This window comes from Lacticaseibacillus mingshuiensis, assembly GCF_016861785.1.
Classification (GTDB): domain Bacteria; phylum Bacillota; class Bacilli; order Lactobacillales; family Lactobacillaceae; genus Lacticaseibacillus; species Lacticaseibacillus mingshuiensis.
In genome coordinates this window covers 24,168-41,099 of sequence record NZ_BOLS01000006.1, presented here as the reverse complement: position 1 = coordinate 41,099, position 16,932 = coordinate 24,168, and the positions used below count along the sequence as shown (strand labels likewise).

Below are 16,932 nucleotides of genomic sequence, written 5' to 3'. Positions count from 1 at the left end.
AATGAAAATTAAAGAAGCTAAGCTAAGCAACCGTGAGCATATCGTCAAGGTGACCAACAGGGTCATGAAGGCCACGTTATCTTTACAGCTGATGATGGCGCAGGTTGATGACGTTGAAGACGCGGACCTAACGCCGGTGGAACAGCTTAAGCAACAGCAGAAGCTGATTGATGACGTGATGAATTACATCACGGACACGCTCAAGTTAAACCAAAAAGAACAAGAAAAGCTAGACGACTTAGAGTTTAGTGAGACCGTTGAAATTGCTAACAACGTTATTTTACGCGTTCAGGGTTTAAGTGATGAAGATATTGCAAAGTTGACCAAAGAGGCATCACAGGCGGACGACAAAAGCGAAGCCGAACAAGCGTAAAACGGTGTTTGAGCTGAAAAACAAGCTGGAAGATTTGAAGCTGTCGGGGCAAGACACGCTGGTGTATCTGCATTGGACGCCTGAGCAATGGCTGGATAGTGACTTCTATGACCTGCTGGAGCTTCAAACGGCAAAAAAGCCAGAGGATCGCCAGCAAGACCCCGAACAAATGCTCAAGGGTCTGGGCTTGATGTAACGCAGAATGACACATGGGATAGTCGGTATACCAAAGCCGTCTGTCCCTTTTTGTATATAAAGGAAGTGTAAGCATGCAAAAAGTTCAGGCTGAAATGGGCACAGAAGTCGCTCTGAACACGCTCAAAGCCGAAACGTCACTCAAGAGCTTAAATGCTGTTATCAGTTCAACCAAGAATGCGTGGAAGTCGCAGGAAGCAGCGCTAAAGTCCACCGGCGAGTACCTGAAAGCAGCAGAGACGCGCTACAAGGGTTTGGGCGATAGCATAAAGGCTCAAGAAAGCAAAATTGAAAGCCTGCGGGACAAGCAAAAGGGCCTAGATGTCACGACCAAAGACGGCGCTGAGTCCTATCTCAAGTACCAGAAGGACATTGACAGTGCCACCACACAGTTGAAGTCGTTGGAGGCACAACAGACACGGGCGAAGTCTTCCCTTGAATACCAGAAGTCAGGCTTGGCAGGCTTACAAACTGAATACAAGCAAATTACCACAGTCTCTAACAGCTATGTTGAGCGGCTGAAGGCTGAGGGCAAGCAGCAAGAAGCCAACAAAGCGCAGATGACGGGTTACAAGGACATCATCAGTAACCTGAACAAGCAGCTGTCAGCACAAGAAAAAGAGCTATCACGGATCGCTACTGCCAGTGGTAAAGATTCCGATGCATGGCGTACGCAAAAGGTACGTGTTGATGAGACGGCTACTGCTTTGGCCAAGACTAAAACCAGCATGACTGAATTAGATTCTGCCATGAAGAAGGCTAATCCGTCTGTATTCAGCAGGATTAAGACTGCAATCGAGGGCACAAACAAACAGGCGGAGAAGACACCAAGCCTATTTAAGAAGATTGTGGCTGGTGGTCTGGTCACCAATGCAATTAGCAATGGCTTTAGTACGCTCACCAGCAGTATCAAGTCAACAATCACAAGCGGCCTTGAGCTAGATGAGGCCGGCGAGAAGATTAATGACACCTGGAAGAACATGGGTAAGAATGCCAATGACATTCAGATCCTTGGCGATCAGATGGGCTATCTCCGTGCACAAACCGGGGCTTCTGGAACAGAAATAAACACAATGCAGAAGTCCGTTGACAGCTTCACCCACGGTGTGACGGAAAAAACGACCGTTATTTCCGCTGGTATCGCTGGCATTGCCACGGCGTCTCACATTGGCGGTTCAGGCATGGACACACTGGCAAAATCCATGCAAAAAGTGGTCGCCAGCGGTGACTTAACTTCTGGTGGATTAGCGAGGCTTGAAAAGCAGGCGCCGACACTAGGCGCACAGCTTGCTAAGGCGGCTGGGGTGTCTCAAGGCGCTTTTGCCACTATGGTTGCCAAGGGTAAAATATCCAGCGCTGACTTCCAAAATTTGCTATACAAAATAGGAACAACATCGGGTACCACCTTTAAAACCTACGGCAAAACGGCCGAGGGTGCGATGGCGCAAATTAGGGGTGGTTGGACGAGCTTAAAGGCGAAGCTGGCGGCACCACTGCTTGAGGTTAAAAACTCAGGCATGGCAAGTCTATCATCTTTGATAACTAGCCCGGTTGTGCAAAACGCGGCTACTAGCCTTGGCAATGGTCTGGCATACGTGGCGAACATGGCCAAAAAGGGCCTAGACTACATCTCTGCTCACAAAAAAGACGTAACTGGGATTGCTAGCGACATGTGGGACATCGCAAAGGTTGCCGGTGCTGAAGTCTGGTCAATCGCCAAGACGACGATCAAAGACATTGCAGGCTGGCTAGGTGTTGGCGGCAAGAACGCTAAAACGATGAAGGACCCGCTGGGCACTGTTCATGACATTCTCGATAAGATTGCTAAGAACAAGGACGGCATCAAGGGGACAGTGAAAGTACTGGCCGCACTGTGGGTGACAAAAAAGGTGCTCACCTTTGCCGGCAGTTTGCTACGTGTCTATGACAACTTGAAAAAGCTAAGTGAGACCGAACTATTCTCAAAAATAGCTGCCAACTTTTCTAAATTTGCTAATAGTAAGCTCGGCACGGCAACCGCGGTAGTCACCATCGCTTATGACGCCGTTTCAGACATAAAGGACCTGACCAAGGCCTTCAGCAAGGGTGGTACAGTCGGCCAGAAGTTTCACGCCAGTGGTGAGACCGCGGGTACGCTTATCGGTGGCGGTATTGGCTTTGTTCTCGGTGGCCCCGTAGGAGCTGCTATTGGCGCAACAGTCGGTAAAGTTGCTGGCGGATGGGCTGGAGATGCAGCCAAGAAGTTCACGGACGGTTGGAACGCTAAGGCTAAGCCTAAGGACTGGCTAGGCAAGCTGGGTTTTAATGCTCACAAGGGCGCAACCGGCATTGCAAAGTGGTGGAAAGGCATTCAAACACAAAATGACAAGTCGAATGCTCAAATGGAAAAGCAACAAGCCGCAGCCAACAAAAAGATGAAAAAGGATTGGGATAGCTTCTGGGGCAAAGTCGGCGACAAGACGCGTAGCACATGGTCAGATGTCAAGAAGTCTGTTAGCGATGGCTTAAGCAAAATTAAGTCTAATTCTAAGAGCGGTATGGCTGGCGTAAAATCTCACATTTCTGACGCATGGACAGCCGTTAAGTCCAAAACCAGCAGCACATGGTCCAGTATCAAATCAAAGGTCGGTGGGGTTGTTGACTGGGTATCAAGTCACGTTAAGGGTGGCTGGAGCGGTCTAGGCGGAGTCGTTGGTCGCATCTTTGGGTCGGTAGGTAACGCTATTGTCCACCCAATCCAGACTGCTAAGTCTCTGCTTGGTGGCCTAGTGAATGGCATCAAGGGACTATTTAACTTCCACATCAGATTGCCGCACATTCCGCTTCCGCATTTTGACATTTCCGGCAGCATGAACCCGCTTGACTGGATCAAGCATCACACGCTGCCTCACATTAGCGTGGACTGGTATGCCAATGGCGGCCTTATCAACACGCCAACGCTGTTGTCTGCTGGTAACCGTATGGCAATCGGTGGCGAAGCAGGCCCTGAAATGGTTGTACCGTTATCAGCGTCAAAGGCTAGTCGCGCATGGCAACTGCTGGGACAGGCGGTACAGCAGATTAACGCCAGTCAATCCTCGGCGCAGACGCAGGTAGCACCAGCGAGTGATAACAGCGACCTTATCGCCGCTATTAATGCCCTAGGCTTGCTGATGACCAAGCTCAGCTTCAACGTACAAATCGGCGACGACCAGTTCTATCCGAAGGTAGCACCAAAGGTCAAGGCCTATAATGACCGCCAGAATAGCTTTCGGACGGCTTGACAGGATTAGAATTAGGGGGTAACTATGGCAGGAATAAGTTTAATCTATAACGACGTCGAGTTGAGCCAATGGCTCGATGTCACGAACGTGCAGCGCAACGTAGGGACCGCTCACACTAATACCATGGTCAAGGTCGGGAAGAGCGACGGTCAGCTGTGGCAGTATATGTCACGTGACGCCAAGACTATTACGGTGACCGGCATTATCACAAATGCGAACTTGGCTAATTTACGCCGCGAGTTAGGCGCCGCGATCGACACGGACGAACCCCAAAAGCTAATTATTGGCGATGATACTGGCGTCTACTACAACGCAATCTACTACGGTCAACCCACGCTAGCTGAGGAATGGCGTGCGGGTACCGTCAGCTTGTCATTTATCGTCCCGGACGGCGTCGCCCATAGCATTGCTACGACCACAGCCACAAACACTGCTGGCACGGACACTATCAGCTTTAATAACGCTGGCAGCTATAAGTCTTACCCCGTCATTACGGCCACGATGCACGGCGACAATGGATTTTTGGGCCTTGCAAGCTCAAGCGGCGGATACCTTGAGTTTGGTGATGCTGAATCGCCCGACAAAATCTACGGCACTAAGTCTGACCGGGCGCTTTGGTGGAGCTACAAGAGTTCGCCGGCTGGCTCAAACATTAACACAAGCTGTGTTACTGCATATCCATACCGGTTAGGCGACAGCAGGTATCCAAATGCGTTTGATGGGTACCTCAAGTTTGGTCAAGGGTCAAGCAAAGAAGTGGCTACACCAGCTTGGGCGTCAAACTCGGCCAATGTTTGGCATGGCCCAGCTATCCACGGGGATATTGCGGCTAATATCAATGGCATTAGAACCGGGTACTTTACCTTTGCTAACCGCGTTGACTTTCAGCCAACGACAAGGGGCTTCGGCCGCGTCGAGTTTAATCTTGAAAATAACGGTCAAAGCGGTATCGCCGCGATCTTGCGCGATTCTGGTGACAAGTCAGCAAATCGTAATTTTGACTGCGTAGTCGGGACGCTTAGCGATACTGTAAACTCGCTTAAGTCTTATGTGATTCCATCCAGCTGGAAGACATTTCTGGAGGCTAAAATAACACGCAGGGGTAACACCATAACTTGGCAGTTGAGTGAGGTAGACGGCAAACACAGCTGGCGCTGGTCAACCACGATGGCAGAACTGGGCGCCATGGAAATTACTGGTGCAACAATCTGGCCACAGAAGTATTCAAACAATGCCGACCTTGACATTGAGCTGACCGACACTAAGTTCACATGGGAAAATGAGACGACAGTCACTGACATACCAAATTTGTTTGCGAATGGCGATGTGGTCACGATTGATACACAAAACAAAAAGATTCTAGTGAACGGCGTCGAGGACAGGGGTCTGCAAGAGATTGGCAATCATTGGGACGACTTCTATCTGACGCCGGGTGCTAACACCATTACAGTCGATGGTAGCAGCTGGGCGACCCAGCCGCGGGTAGACATTTACTATCAGGAGGCGTACGTATAATGGACTTTTATTTTACCGATCGCCAGTATAACTTGTTGGGGATAGCAAGTACTGAACGCGGACGTTTCCGCATAGCCGGCGAGATTGAAGCGCAAAGCACCACAGCAAGTACTGTCGCTTTGACCGGCAATATCTACTTTGCCAAGGGCGACCTGAACGATGCTATTGCCATGGTTGTGGGCGAGGGTGGCAACTATATACTTTATGAAGACGACCGTGGCATTGGTCATTTTATGACAGTCCAAGACACTCAAGTTGACAACACTGGGTGCTTAATAAACTTTCAAGCCGATGACGCTGGCAATGACCTAAAGAATGAAGTCATTGGTGAATACGCGGCGACTAAACCGATGACCTTTGCGCAATACTTTTCTATGTTCTGCGCAGATTCCGGATGGGAAATTGGTCTCAACGAAATCCCTGCCAGTGTACGCACGCTTGAGTTTAGCAGTGAACAGACGTCGTATGACCGCATGCTTGAAGCCGCAAATGACTTCGGTGTAAGCCTCTATTATACATTTACGATTGAGGGCATGGCAGTTACACACCGCTATCTAAATGTGGTGAACAAGCTGGGTAGTACCACCAATATCACTTTGCGTCAAGGCGCTGACATTAGCCAGATTGTGAGTGAGACCAGTACAGCTGACTTACACACAAGCATTAAAGCCTATGGTGCAACGCCAGACGGCAAGACTGCACCGCTTAACCTCGTGGGATATAAGTGGACAGATAGCACAGGCCAGTTTGCGCTCGGCAGCGACGGCGTGCTTCGCGACACTATCGCAATTCGCACATGGTCTCGCCTGCGGAGTAACACCAATCCAACGCCAGAATCTAGCCATCTACAAATGGTGAAGACTTATGAAGCTACGACGCAAGCTACCCTATTGCAGTCTGCACTGGCTGACTTAAAGCAGTATAACCATCCGGCTGTAAACTACACCGTCACGATGGCAAGGGTGCCATCTGAGCTAAGCAAGGGCGATACCGTGAGCGTTGAAGACGAAGCACAGAACCTGTACCTTTCGGCGACCGTGCTTGAGGTTGACAAGTGCTACAGTCTGCCCAACAGCAGCAAGCTGACACTAGGCGACTTTAAAATTGAGCATGACCAGACCTCCGAACAGATTAAGCAAGCTGCTAAATCTGCTGAAGATGCAGCTAGTAAAGCGCAGGCGGCAAACACTGTTGCGTACACTGCGCAAACAACAGCTATTAACGCAGCCACTACTGCAAGCACTGCTCAGACGACAGCTGACAGTGCACAAACGACAGCTAACACTGCTCAAGACACAGCAACGACCGCCGCTCAAGTTGCCGAAAAAGCGCAAGCAACGGCCAATACTGCACGAACCTTCATCAAGTCGGCTACTGCGCCTGACACAACTAATCTGCCAGCTAACGCCGTGTGGTTGCAACCGGCTGATGGTGCGACTCCAGCATCTGCTAAGACTTGGAGCGGGACGACTTGGCAGGACACGCCAATTGAGTCTAGCCTGATCGCGCAGAATATTATCGGCAAGAACATCACTGGGTCAACCTTTGGCAATGCCAATGGCACATTCAGCATTGATGAGAACGGGAACATTAACGGCGGGAATATTACCGGCAGTACATTCAACACGGCGACCACTGATGACGCCTACAGGACTCAGCAAGGGAAAATGACGCCGAATGGGTTAATCTTTACAACAACATACAAAAATGTGACAGGAAGCAGTGCTCAGCTCGAGGAAGCCAGCGTGGATTGGGCGGGACCAAGGCTTAAGACTACCTATGCCGATGGCACTAGCGAAACGGCTGGCTTAGGCACGATTGGGCTGGACGGCGCCAATGTTTACGCATGGTCACAAGGCGCAAATGGTGACATTACCGGAGAGATATACCTGAGCGGAAACGGCCTAACAATTCTTTACAATTCCCAATTTGTCACGCTGACAAATGACCAGTTAGCTCAGTTGATCAACACCGGAAAAGTCCTCTGGAGCGGGGGGCAGTACCCCATTGCCTCGCAGACAATTACGCCAAGTATGCCGCTGTCCGATTGCTTAAATGGCTGGGTGCTTGTCTGGTCAGGTTTTACAAGCGGATCCGCCCAGGATTACAACTTCAACTTTACTTTCATTCCGAAAGCGTATGTTAACGCCTTTTCGGGGAAAGGTGTTTCTGCGGTTCTGACTAATCAGACGGCGCTTATAGCGTCGAAATACGTGTATGTCACCAGCACGTCTATCACGGGTAATGACAACAACCGTAACGCTTATGTATTAAGGCAGGTGCTCGCATGGTAAAGGTAGAATTGAATTACAACAGCGACGGCTATATCGATGGCTGGACGGACGAAGCCTATGCTGCGCCTAGCGCAACGATTGTCGATGTTGACACGTCTAGAATTGTGATTGGTGCAACGAAACTTGTTGATGGCGAGCCGGTGGTTGATGAGGCTAAGAAAGCTGAGTTATACGCGCCAAAGCCAACTGCTGAGCAGCAATTGATTGCCTCATTAAGTTTGCGTCTAGCGCAATTGGAGGCGAAGTCATGAGCAACTATGACCAGTGCGTACTGTTTTACAGCTGGGGGATTGACCTGGCACCATACGTACCAGTAGTGATAACGGCTGATGAGTACAAGCAGATAACCGGTAATGACTACGCCGCTGGCAAGAGCTAGCGGCTATTTCTAGCCGCTATTTTTAGCAGCTATTTTTGTGGAAGGAAGTGAGAAAGTGACATTTTTTGGATACACGATTGGTGACTGGGCGGAGTTCATATCAATCATAGGGGTGGGCGTGAGCGCGGGCAGCTGGCTGTTCAAAAAGATTGCCTTAGATCCATTGCGTTCTGATATTCAAGTACTTTCAGAGACGATTAATCGTCAGCTCAAGCTACACGAACAATCGCTGGCAGACTTGAATACTCATCTGAAAACACATGATGAAGAGCTTGGCAGTCACTCGGTTAGAATTACTAGATTGGAAGACCATGTAGGCATCAAAGGAGATAATGATGATGAATAATTGGACAGAACTATTAGTATCACTTGCAGTAGCAGCAGTCCCAATCATTGGGGCTTGGATTTCAAAACAGTTGCTGGCTAACAAACAGGCATTAACTTTGGTAAAGGTATTAGGCCCGTTGGCAAATGCTGCGGTAACAGCAGCAGAACAACTCGGTGTGACACAGGTGATTGACGGTGCGGTCAAGAAATCGGCTGCCATTCAGGCTGTGAAAGATGGTTTGAAGTCGCTTGGCTTCACCAGCACAGACGAGCAGACAATTGCCAACGCGGTTGAGAAAGCTTATGCGGATTTGAAGGATAGCCTGGCAGAAACCTATCCGCAAAAGACAGTTGATCAGGAAGCATCTAATCAAGACAAAGTGGCTGCCGCAGCTCAAGCAGCCGCAGACGCAGTTAAGGCTCAGCTGGCACCATCATCTGTTGCTCCACAGCAATAAGGAGGGGAAAATAAATGAACGATTTAGATTTTAGAAACACGTGTCAGCATTTAGTTGCTGATTATACAAATGACCACATGGATAATACCGATGGAAACTCAATCACTCCGGATGATGTGTATATCGTTTGGTCGTGCAAAGCCCTTCAGAACTCAAAGGCACTGGCTAGTACAAACGTCAGCGACGGCATGTACTACGAGATAACGTACAATGGTGATAAACACGAGTTGTACCTTGATGCTTACAAAAAATTTGAAAATCGTGCAATCCAAATTGATAAAGAATAAAGGAGGGCACCATGAAATTTAAAACTAAACTCATCACCTTGGTAGTCGCCTTTTTGGCGGCTATTTCTTTTGCCCTGCCATCGCAGGTAAACGCGGCCAAGGGTGATATCGGTGTGGACTGGGCAGTTTATCAGGGAGCCAACGGGAAATATGGCACGAATAACAAGTTCGCGATCATTCAGGCTGGCGGTACACAAGGCGGTACGCTGTATGATCAATGGACGTATGCAAGCCAAGTCAAGGCAGCACAGGCGAATGGACTCAAAACCCATACTTATCTGTGGTACGGGGTCGGTGGCAGTGCTGATATTGGTCGACAGGCACTTGACTACTTCCTTCCCAAGATTCTAACGCCGAAAGGTTCTATTGTTGCTCTTGATTATGAGGACGGTGCCTCATCAAGTATGGCTGCCAATACCGATGCCATTCTATATGGTATGCGGCGCATTGCGCAGGCGGGATATACGCCAATGTATTACAGCTACAAGCCGTATACACTGGCACACGTTGACTATCAGCGCATTCTAGCGGAGTTTCCCAATTCACTGTGGATCGCGGCCTATCCGGACTATCAGATTCGGGCATTGCCAGATTATGGTGTATTCCCGTCAATGCCCGGCATTGCGCTCTACCAATTTACTTCTATGCATGCGGCAGGCGGTCTTGATGGCAACGTTGATCTAACCGGCATCACTGATTCAGGCTACAACGGTAGCACGACAACTGACAGCGGTAAAACTTACGTCAAGCCATCAACCAACACACCAGCAACCAACGCAGGCCAACAAGCTAACAACACCACGCTTAGCCAGATCAAAGTTGGCGATAGCGTTAAAGTCAACTTTGGCACAACCCGTTGGGCTAACGGTGTTGCAATGCCTAGCTGGGTTCAGGGCAAGACGTACACTGTGCAACAAGTATCTGGATCTAACGTATTGCTTGGTGGCATCATGAGTTGGATCAACCGAAGCAATGTTGAGTTGCTGACAACGACCAGCGTGCCATCAGTAAGCTCTGGCTCGACCTACACGGTTCAGTCGGGTGACAGTTGGTGGTCGATTGCTTACAAGTATGGCATGAGCATGTACACGCTGGCTGCTAACAACGGCAAGACCATCAGCAGTGTCATTTACCCCGGAGACGTTCTCCGAGTATCTGGTGCAAGCTATTCAAGCCACACGTACTACACAGCCCGCTCTGGTGATAGCTTCTGGAGCATTGCCAACAAGTACGGCATTAGCATGTACACACTCGCTGCTAACAACGGCAAGTCAATTTACAGCCTGATCTATCCGGGCGAAGACCTGTATATCCGATAGCAAAAATGCCTCCTACCAGCAATGGCGGGAGGCTTATTTTTGTGCGGTCCAAATTGGCATATTGATACGATGTGCCAAAACGGCATTGCATATCATCGAATGATTTTTTAAAATGCCCCAGTTTAAAATGGAGCATCGTTTCTCACGGCCTCACCCTTTGCGGGGTGGGGCTATTTTTGTGCCCTTGAAAGGTCAAAAAATCCCTGTAATCAAAATTCTGCGAATCCGCTATCCCACACGGCCCAAAGGGTACAGCGTTTCAATTGGCATTTTTATGGCATTCAAACGGCAAAAAATGGGCCAAAAATGGGAAAAATGCCAGTCGACTGCCAATGGAATTTGTTTTCGCTCCTTTTCGGGCAAACAAAAACGCCTATTTCTAGGCGTTTTGTTTTCGCACAGTTGCGTGCTTTCTATTGATTATGCGCAGCCAGGGAGTCGAACCCTGATTTCGAGAACCGGAATCTCACGTGCGATCCATTACACTAACCGCGCAAGTACCTAATAATGATACGGGAAGGCCTCAGAAAAAGCAAGGGCGAACATCCAGAAAATGCCAGGCGCAAACATGAAATTGTCCTGAGAAAAGAGCCGAATGGTTGAACCGGTCAAGCAGGGGAAAAGGCTTACAGTGCGAATGCCTGATGCGACGCGGTTGGCAATATTCTACTATTGAAAAGATGTTCCCGGAACCCGTGCTTGAGGAGGCAAAAACCTTGCAGGCATTTTCATCCATTGCTATAATGAATGCGTTGGTAAGGAAAGCAGTAGACGATGAGTGTGACTGGATTTCCTAATTTTTTTGGCACTGCTGGGTCGTTGAACGACACGGTTGGACGCTAAGCGACCCACTGAGAGGGATTTGGCTGATGCATTCTGACTTCGCCTGGATCGAAGCGATGGCGCCGGATGTAGTCGACGTCATCACCAAACGTTATCAGGTCCTGCAGTTTGTCAACTGGCTTGCCCCTGTTGGCCGCCGCACCCTGGCTGAACAAATGAAGACATCAGAACGCGCGTTGCGGACTGAGACCGATTTTCTTCGCAAGCAAGGGATGCTTGGCTCGTCCAAATCCGGCATGGTGTTGACCAGCAAAGGCCGCGAGTGCTTCCAAGGACTTCAGCAATTGATGAACCAGTTGCTGGGCTTTAAGGAAGATGAAAAAAAGCTCGCGTCCCAACTCGGCATTGCGCACTGCATGATCGTCAATGGTGATTGTGATCAGAGCAGCCGGGTGCTCGACGAAATGGGCAAGACACTTGCTCAGACGCTTTCGACGGTGTTGCCGGAGGGTCAGCTGACCATCGCGGTGATGGGTGGCACGACAATGGCGCGCATGGCCGATCAGATGTCCTACAAGGTGTCTGCCGGCCGTGAGCTCACCTTCGTGCCAGCGCGCGGCGGGGTCGGTGAGGCGGTGGCGATTCAGGCAAATTCTGTGGCTGCGGCCATGGCTGAAGCCACGGATAGCCGCTACCGAGTCCTCTATGTTCCAGAAAACGTCAGCGCCGAATCTTACCAACCATTGTTGAAGGAACCAGCCGTTCAGCAAGTGTTGCAAATGATTGACAATGCCCAGGTTGTGATTCATAGTATAGGGGATGCGTTGGTCATGGCAAAGCGCCGTTCAATGGCGCCGGAAGCGATCAGCCGCCTCACCGCACAACAGGCTGTTTCAGAAACGTTTGGCACATTCTTCGATGCAGAAGGACGCGTCATTTACAAGATTCCAAGGATCGGTCTTCAGATTCCGGATCTTGATCACATACCGTATGTTTTCGCCGTCGCCGGTGGCCGTTCGAAGGCAAAAGCGATCGAGGCATACATGCACAACGCGCCGAAGCACACGTGGTTGATCACGGACATCGGCGCTGCAAACTCGATTTTAACTGGGGAGACCCGTTAGAATAAAACTCTTATTTCCTAAAGGAGGAAATTTTAGCATGACTGTTAAAATTGGTATCAATGGTTTCGGCCGTATCGGTCGTTTGGCCTTCCGCCGCATCTTCGAACTTGGCGCAAAGAGCTCTGACATCGAAGTTGTTGCGATCAACGATCTGACGAGCCCGGCTATGCTGGCACACCTGCTCAAGTATGATTCCACTCACGGCACCTTCCCTGGTGAAGTTAGTGCAACCGACAACGGCATCGTTGTGAACGGCAAGGAATACCGTGTTTATGCTGAACCTCAGGCACAAAACATTCCTTGGGTCAAGAACGACGGCGTTCAGTATGTTCTCGAATGCACAGGCTTCTATACCTCTGCTGAAAAGGCTCAGGCTCACTTGGATGCCGGTGCAGAGCGTGTTCTGATCTCTGCTCCTGCTGGCAAGATCAAGACCATCGTTTACAATGTTAACGATGACACCTTGACTGCTGACGACAAGATCGTTTCTGCTGGTTCTTGCACGACCAACTGCTTGGCACCGATGGCTTACTTCCTGAACAAGGACTTCGGCATCGAAGTTGGTACCATGACGACGGTTCATGCTTACACCTCCACTCAGATGCTGCTTGACGGCCCTGTTCGTGGTGGCAACCTGCGTGCTGCACGTTCTGCTGCTGTTAACACGATTCCTCACAGCACTGGTGCTGCTAAGGCTATCGGTCTGGTTATCCCAGAACTTGTTGGCAAGCTGCAGGGCCACGCACAGCGTGTTTCCGTTGTTGACGGCTCCCTGACCGAATTGGTTTCCATCCTGAAGACCAAGAACGTCACTGCTGATCAGATCAACGAAGCCATCAAGAAGCACACCGACGGCAACGAAAGCTTCGGCTGGAACGAAGACCAAGTTGTATCTTCCGATATCATCGGCACAACTTACGGCTCTGTCTTCGACCCGACCCAGACTGAAGTTACCACCGCGGGTGACTATCAGCTGGTTAAGACGGTTGCTTGGTACGATAACGAATATGGCTTCACTTGCCAGATGGTTCGTACCTTGCTGAAGTTTGCTACTCTCTAATCTGGAGTAACACTCTTTATTACCGCATCAAGAAGGCGGAGGGAGAGACTCCCTCCGCCTTTTTTTCAGGAGATGTCAGGCATCTCCTGTGAACATAGCTTTTCTATTTTAGGAGGGTTTTATTCAATGGCAAAACTGATTGTGTCTGACCTTGACGTCAAAGACAAAAAAGTGTTGATCCGCGTTGATTTCAACGTGCCGATCAAAGATGGTGTCATCGGTGATGACAACCGTATCGTTGCAGCCCTGCCGACCATCCAATACGTGATCGACAACGGTGGCAAGGCGATCTTGCTTTCTCACCTTGGCCGTATCAAGACCGAAGAAGACAAGGCAAAATTGTCCCTGCGTCCTGTTGCAGAGCGTCTTTCTGAATTGCTGAAGAAGCCGGTCACCTTTGTTCCGGCAACGCGCGGCAAAGAGCTTGAAGATGCGATCGCCAAGATGAACGACGGCGATGTTCTCGTCATGGAGAACACCCGGTTCGAAGACCTTGACGGCAAAAAGGAATCTGGCAATGACCCTGAACTTGGCAAGTACTGGGCGTCTTTGGGCGACCTGTACGTCAACGATGCATTTGGGACGGCGCACCGTGCCCATGCTTCGAACGTTGGCATTGCCTCCAACATGCCACAGGCAGCTGCTGGCTTCCTGATGGAAAAAGAGATCAAGTTCTTGGGTGAAGCGGTCGAGAACCCGAAGCGCCCATTCATCGCCATTCTTGGTGGTGCAAAAGTTTCCGACAAGATCGGCGTGATCCGCAACCTTGTTCCTAAGGCTGACAAGATCATCGTTGGCGGCGGCATGACCTATACCTTCTGGGCAGCGAAGGGTCTTTCGATCGGCAACTCCCTTGTTGAAGCTGACAAGATCGAATTGGCGAAGCAGATCATGGAAGAAGCTGGCGACAAGCTGCTTTTGCCAGTCGACAACGTGGTCGCAACTGAATTCAACAACGATGCGCCTCACAAAGTTGTTGAAGGCGACATTCCTGATGGCTACATGGCCTTGGATATCGGCCCGAAGTCTGTTGAAGACATCAAGGCTGCTTTGAAGGGTGCCAAGACGGTCGTTTGGAACGGCCCAATGGGTGTCTTTGAAATGCCTAACTATGCCAAGGGGACGCTTGAAGTTGGTCAGGCACTCGGCGATCTGACCGACGCAACGACCATCATCGGCGGCGGCGATTCCACTGCGGCTGCAAAGCAGCTCGGCATCGCACCAAAGATCACGCATATCTCCACTGGCGGTGGCGCAAGTCTCGAATACCTCGAAGGCAAGACCTTGCCAGGTATCGCTGCGATCTCTGACAAGTAATTACCAGAAGCGAAAGGGAGTTTACAATGCGTACACCAATTATTGCCGGCAACTGGAAAATGAACAAGAACCCGGAAGAGACCCAAGCCTTTTTGGATGGGGTCAAGGGCAAACTGCCTGATTCTTCCAAGGTTCAGACCGTCATCGCTGCACCTGCGATCGATCTGTTCACCCTGGTTGAAGGCGCAAAAGATCAGCCGCTTCAGACGGCCGCTGAGAACTGCTACTTCGAAGACGAAGGCGCGTTCACTGGCGAGACCAGCCCGAAAGCACTCAAGGAAATGGGTCTTGACTATGTTGTGATCGGCCACAGCGAACGTCGCGGCTATTTCCACGAAACTGATCAGGATATCAACAAGAAAGCCAAAGCAATTTTCAAAAATGGCTTGCTTCCGATCATCTGCTGTGGCGAAAGCCTCGAGCAGCGTGAAGCTGGTCAGACCAACGACTGGGTGGCTTCCCAAGTCGATGCTGCCCTGGCCGGTTTGACGGCGGAGCAGGTCAAGGTCAGCGTCATCGCCTACGAACCGATCTGGGCGATCGGCACCGGCAAGACGGCGACTGCGGATCAGGCACAAGAAGTTGTTGCTCATATCCGTAAGACCGTTGCCAAGCTTTACGACGAAGCAACTGCGGATGCCGTTCGCATTCTTTACGGCGGTTCCGTTAAGCCTTCTAATGTGAAGGAACTGATGGGCAAGGAAGACATCGATGGCGGTCTCGTCGGCGGTGCTTCCATGGACCCAGAAAGCTTCATCGCATTGGCAAATTATCAAGACTAACTATTAGCCCATAAGGCAAAAAGGAGATCTCGTATGTCTATTATCACAGATGTTCTTGCCCGCGAAGTCCTCGATTCTCGCGGCAATCCGACTGTTGAAGTTGAACTTTACACGGAAGATGGCGGCTTTGGTCGTGCTCTCGTTCCGTCAGGCGCTTCCACCGGCGAACATGAAGCCGTTGAATTGCGTGACGGCGACAAGTCCCGTTTTGGCGGCAAAGGCGTTTTGAAGGCCGTTGCCAACGTCAATGACGTGATCGCAAAAGCGGTCATCGGCCTTGATGCCACCGAGCAGCGTCTGATCGACCAGACCATGATCGATCTTGATGGCACCCCGAACAAGGGCAAGCTTGGTGCGAACGCGATCTTGGGCGTTTCCCTGGCTGCAGCCCGTGCTGCGGCTTCCGAAGTTGGTCTGCCTCTGTATCAATACCTTGGCGGCCCGAACGCGCATGTGCTCCCGACCCCAATGATGAACGTTATCAACGGCGGCGCACATTCCACCAACACCATCGACTTCCAGGAATTCATGATCATGCCTGTTGGTGCTAAGACTGTCCGCGAAGCAATTCGTATGGGCGCTGAAACCTTCCACGCGCTTCAGGCACTCCTGAAGGAAAAGGGCGACATTACTTCCGTCGGCGACGAAGGCGGTTTTGCCCCGAACTTGAAGGATAACGAAGAGGCTTTCGAATTCCTCGTTCAGGCGATCACCAAAGCTGGCTACAAGCCTGGCGATGATGTTGCGATCGCGTTTGACGTTGCTTCCTCTGAGTTCTACGATCCAGAGACCAAGAAGTATACCCTCAAGTGGTCCGATCCTGAAACCAGCTACACGACTGATGAATTCATCGACCTGCTTGCGACCTACATCGACAAGTATCCGATCGTTTCTGTCGAAGATCCTATCGACGAAAACGACTGGGAAGGCTGGCAGAAATTCACCGCGAAGATGGGCGACAAAGTCCAGATCGTCGGTGATGACCTGTTCGTGACCAACACCGATTACCTGAAGAAGGGGATCGATATGGGCGTTGCGAACTCCATCCTGATCAAGTTGAACCAGATCGGGACTTTGACCGAGACCTTCGAAGCGATCGAAATGGCGAAGGAAGCCGGCTACACGGCCGTTGTTTCCCATCGTTCCGGTGAAACCGAAGACACGACCATCGCGGACCTCGTTGTTGCAACGAACGCCGGCGAGATCAAGACTGGTTCCATGAGCCGTACCGACCGTATCGCGAAGTACAACCAGCTCATGCGGATCGAAGACGAACTCGGCACCTCTGCTTTGTACAAGGGCCGCAAGTCTTTCTACAACGTTAAGGCGATCGACTAGTCGACTAGCTTTTGAAAAGCGTCTCTCCAGGTGGAGGGGCGCTTTTTGTGCCTGCGGAAAAATCGGTGGCGTGAGGCCATTTTTTCCGCCGCCTGGCTGTGAACCATGCGCCAGCGGG

At 50.6% G+C, this 16,932-nt stretch carries 16 protein-coding genes and 1 tRNA gene; 16 read left to right on the top strand and 1 reads right to left on the bottom strand.

What is annotated here, in order from left to right:
• Window position 1: 1 nt before the first annotated feature.
• From JUE67_RS04940 to JUE67_RS04890, 11 genes are all read left to right on the top strand, one after another.
• Entirely contained in the window at window positions 2–373 is a 372-nt protein-coding gene (locus tag JUE67_RS04940; RefSeq protein WP_203637002.1) for a phage tail tube assembly chaperone, read from the top strand.
• Between the two features lie 4 nt (window positions 374–377).
• Window positions 378–569, top strand: a complete 192-nt coding sequence (locus tag JUE67_RS04935) for a hypothetical protein (RefSeq protein ID WP_203637001.1) — start codon at window positions 378–380, stop codon at window positions 567–569.
• A gap of 73 nt (window positions 570–642) precedes the next feature.
• Entirely contained in the window at window positions 643–3,831 is a 3,189-nt protein-coding gene (locus tag JUE67_RS04930; protein ID WP_203637000.1) for a tape measure protein, read from the top strand.
• Between the two features lie 24 nt (window positions 3,832–3,855).
• Window positions 3,856–5,346, top strand: coding sequence for a distal tail protein Dit (locus JUE67_RS04925; RefSeq protein WP_203636999.1), 1,491 nt, complete (start codon window positions 3,856–3,858; stop codon window positions 5,344–5,346).
• Window positions 5,346–7,640 carry a phage tail spike protein gene (locus JUE67_RS04920; protein WP_203636998.1) on the top strand — a complete coding sequence of 765 codons (2,295 nt, stop codon included), beginning with the start codon at window positions 5,346–5,348 and terminating at the stop codon, window positions 7,638–7,640. Before JUE67_RS04925 ends, JUE67_RS04920 begins: the two co-directional genes overlap by 1 nt.
• Window positions 7,634–7,891, top strand: a complete 258-nt coding sequence (locus tag JUE67_RS04915; protein WP_203636997.1) for a hypothetical protein — start codon at window positions 7,634–7,636, stop codon at window positions 7,889–7,891. Before JUE67_RS04920 ends, JUE67_RS04915 begins: the two co-directional genes overlap by 7 nt.
• On the top strand, window positions 7,888–8,019 hold the full coding sequence (locus JUE67_RS04910) for an XkdX family protein (RefSeq protein ID WP_203636996.1): 132 nt from the start codon (window positions 7,888–7,890) through the stop codon (window positions 8,017–8,019). The genes JUE67_RS04915 and JUE67_RS04910 overlap by 4 nt, the downstream gene beginning before the upstream one ends.
• A gap of 55 nt (window positions 8,020–8,074) precedes the next feature.
• Window positions 8,075–8,365, top strand: a complete 291-nt coding sequence (locus JUE67_RS04905; RefSeq protein WP_025013871.1) for a hypothetical protein — start codon at window positions 8,075–8,077, stop codon at window positions 8,363–8,365.
• Window positions 8,358–8,804 (top strand): phage holin, encoded by a 447-nt coding sequence (locus tag JUE67_RS04900; RefSeq protein WP_203636995.1) that lies wholly within the window; start codon window positions 8,358–8,360, stop codon window positions 8,802–8,804. The genes JUE67_RS04905 and JUE67_RS04900 overlap by 8 nt, the downstream gene beginning before the upstream one ends.
• Window positions 8,805–8,818: 14 nt before the next feature.
• Window positions 8,819–9,091: a DUF6275 family protein gene (locus JUE67_RS04895; RefSeq protein WP_203636994.1), complete on the top strand. Its 273-nt coding sequence runs from the start codon at window positions 8,819–8,821 to the stop codon at window positions 9,089–9,091.
• Window positions 9,092–9,102: 11 nt separating this feature from the next.
• Entirely contained in the window at window positions 9,103–10,410 is a 1,308-nt protein-coding gene (locus tag JUE67_RS04890) for a LysM peptidoglycan-binding domain-containing protein (protein ID WP_203636993.1), read from the top strand.
• Between the two features lie 423 nt (window positions 10,411–10,833).
• Here JUE67_RS04890 and JUE67_RS04885 read toward each other — a convergent pair.
• Window positions 10,834–10,905 (bottom strand) — tRNA-Arg (locus JUE67_RS04885).
• A 374-nt stretch (window positions 10,906–11,279) separates the two neighbouring features.
• Between JUE67_RS04885 and JUE67_RS04880 the strand changes: the two genes are divergently transcribed.
• From JUE67_RS04880 to eno, 5 genes are all read left to right on the top strand, one after another.
• On the top strand, window positions 11,280–12,317 hold the full coding sequence (locus JUE67_RS04880) for a sugar-binding transcriptional regulator (protein ID WP_203628310.1): 1,038 nt from the start codon (window positions 11,280–11,282) through the stop codon (window positions 12,315–12,317).
• A gap of 37 nt (window positions 12,318–12,354) precedes the next feature.
• The gene (gap, locus tag JUE67_RS04875) at window positions 12,355–13,377 is read left to right on the top strand and encodes a type I glyceraldehyde-3-phosphate dehydrogenase (protein WP_125697041.1); all 1,023 of its coding nucleotides are present in this window, start codon (window positions 12,355–12,357) and stop codon (window positions 13,375–13,377) included.
• 126 nt (window positions 13,378–13,503) lie between these two features.
• A complete protein-coding gene (locus JUE67_RS04870; RefSeq protein WP_125697040.1) occupies window positions 13,504–14,694 on the top strand; it encodes a phosphoglycerate kinase in 1,191 nt (396 codons plus the stop codon).
• A gap of 26 nt (window positions 14,695–14,720) precedes the next feature.
• Window positions 14,721–15,476, top strand: coding sequence for a triose-phosphate isomerase (tpiA, locus tag JUE67_RS04865; RefSeq protein ID WP_125697039.1), 756 nt, complete (start codon window positions 14,721–14,723; stop codon window positions 15,474–15,476).
• A gap of 33 nt (window positions 15,477–15,509) precedes the next feature.
• Window positions 15,510–16,814 carry a phosphopyruvate hydratase gene (gene eno, locus JUE67_RS04860; protein ID WP_203628309.1) on the top strand — a complete coding sequence of 435 codons (1,305 nt, stop codon included), beginning with the start codon at window positions 15,510–15,512 and terminating at the stop codon, window positions 16,812–16,814.
• The last annotated feature ends 118 nt before the right edge of the window (window positions 16,815–16,932 follow it).

Excerpts from the sequence above, each read along its gene's own strand:
- JUE67_RS04940 (WP_203637002.1), top strand. The coding sequence starts at position 2 with ATGAAAATTAAAGAAGCTAAGCTAAGCAACCGTGAGCATATCGTCAAG.
- JUE67_RS04930 (WP_203637000.1), top strand. The coding sequence starts at position 643 with ATGCAAAAAGTTCAGGCTGAAATGGGCACAGAAGTCGCTCTGAACACG.
- JUE67_RS04925 (WP_203636999.1), top strand. The coding sequence starts at position 3,856 with ATGGCAGGAATAAGTTTAATCTATAACGACGTCGAGTTGAGCCAATGG.
- JUE67_RS04920 (WP_203636998.1), top strand. The coding sequence starts at position 5,346 with ATGGACTTTTATTTTACCGATCGCCAGTATAACTTGTTGGGGATAGCA.
- JUE67_RS04915 (WP_203636997.1), top strand. The coding sequence starts at position 7,634 with ATGGTAAAGGTAGAATTGAATTACAACAGCGACGGCTATATCGATGGC.
- JUE67_RS04910 (WP_203636996.1), top strand. The coding sequence starts at position 7,888 with ATGAGCAACTATGACCAGTGCGTACTGTTTTACAGCTGGGGGATTGAC.
- JUE67_RS04900 (WP_203636995.1), top strand. The coding sequence starts at position 8,358 with ATGAATAATTGGACAGAACTATTAGTATCACTTGCAGTAGCAGCAGTC.
- JUE67_RS04895 (WP_203636994.1), top strand. The coding sequence starts at position 8,819 with ATGAACGATTTAGATTTTAGAAACACGTGTCAGCATTTAGTTGCTGAT.
- JUE67_RS04890 (WP_203636993.1), top strand. The coding sequence starts at position 9,103 with ATGAAATTTAAAACTAAACTCATCACCTTGGTAGTCGCCTTTTTGGCG.
- JUE67_RS04880 (WP_203628310.1), top strand. The coding sequence starts at position 11,280 with ATGCATTCTGACTTCGCCTGGATCGAAGCGATGGCGCCGGATGTAGTC.
- gap (WP_125697041.1), top strand. The coding sequence starts at position 12,355 with ATGACTGTTAAAATTGGTATCAATGGTTTCGGCCGTATCGGTCGTTTG.
- JUE67_RS04870 (WP_125697040.1), top strand. The coding sequence starts at position 13,504 with ATGGCAAAACTGATTGTGTCTGACCTTGACGTCAAAGACAAAAAAGTG.
- tpiA (WP_125697039.1), top strand. The coding sequence starts at position 14,721 with ATGCGTACACCAATTATTGCCGGCAACTGGAAAATGAACAAGAACCCG.
- eno (WP_203628309.1), top strand. The coding sequence starts at position 15,510 with ATGTCTATTATCACAGATGTTCTTGCCCGCGAAGTCCTCGATTCTCGC.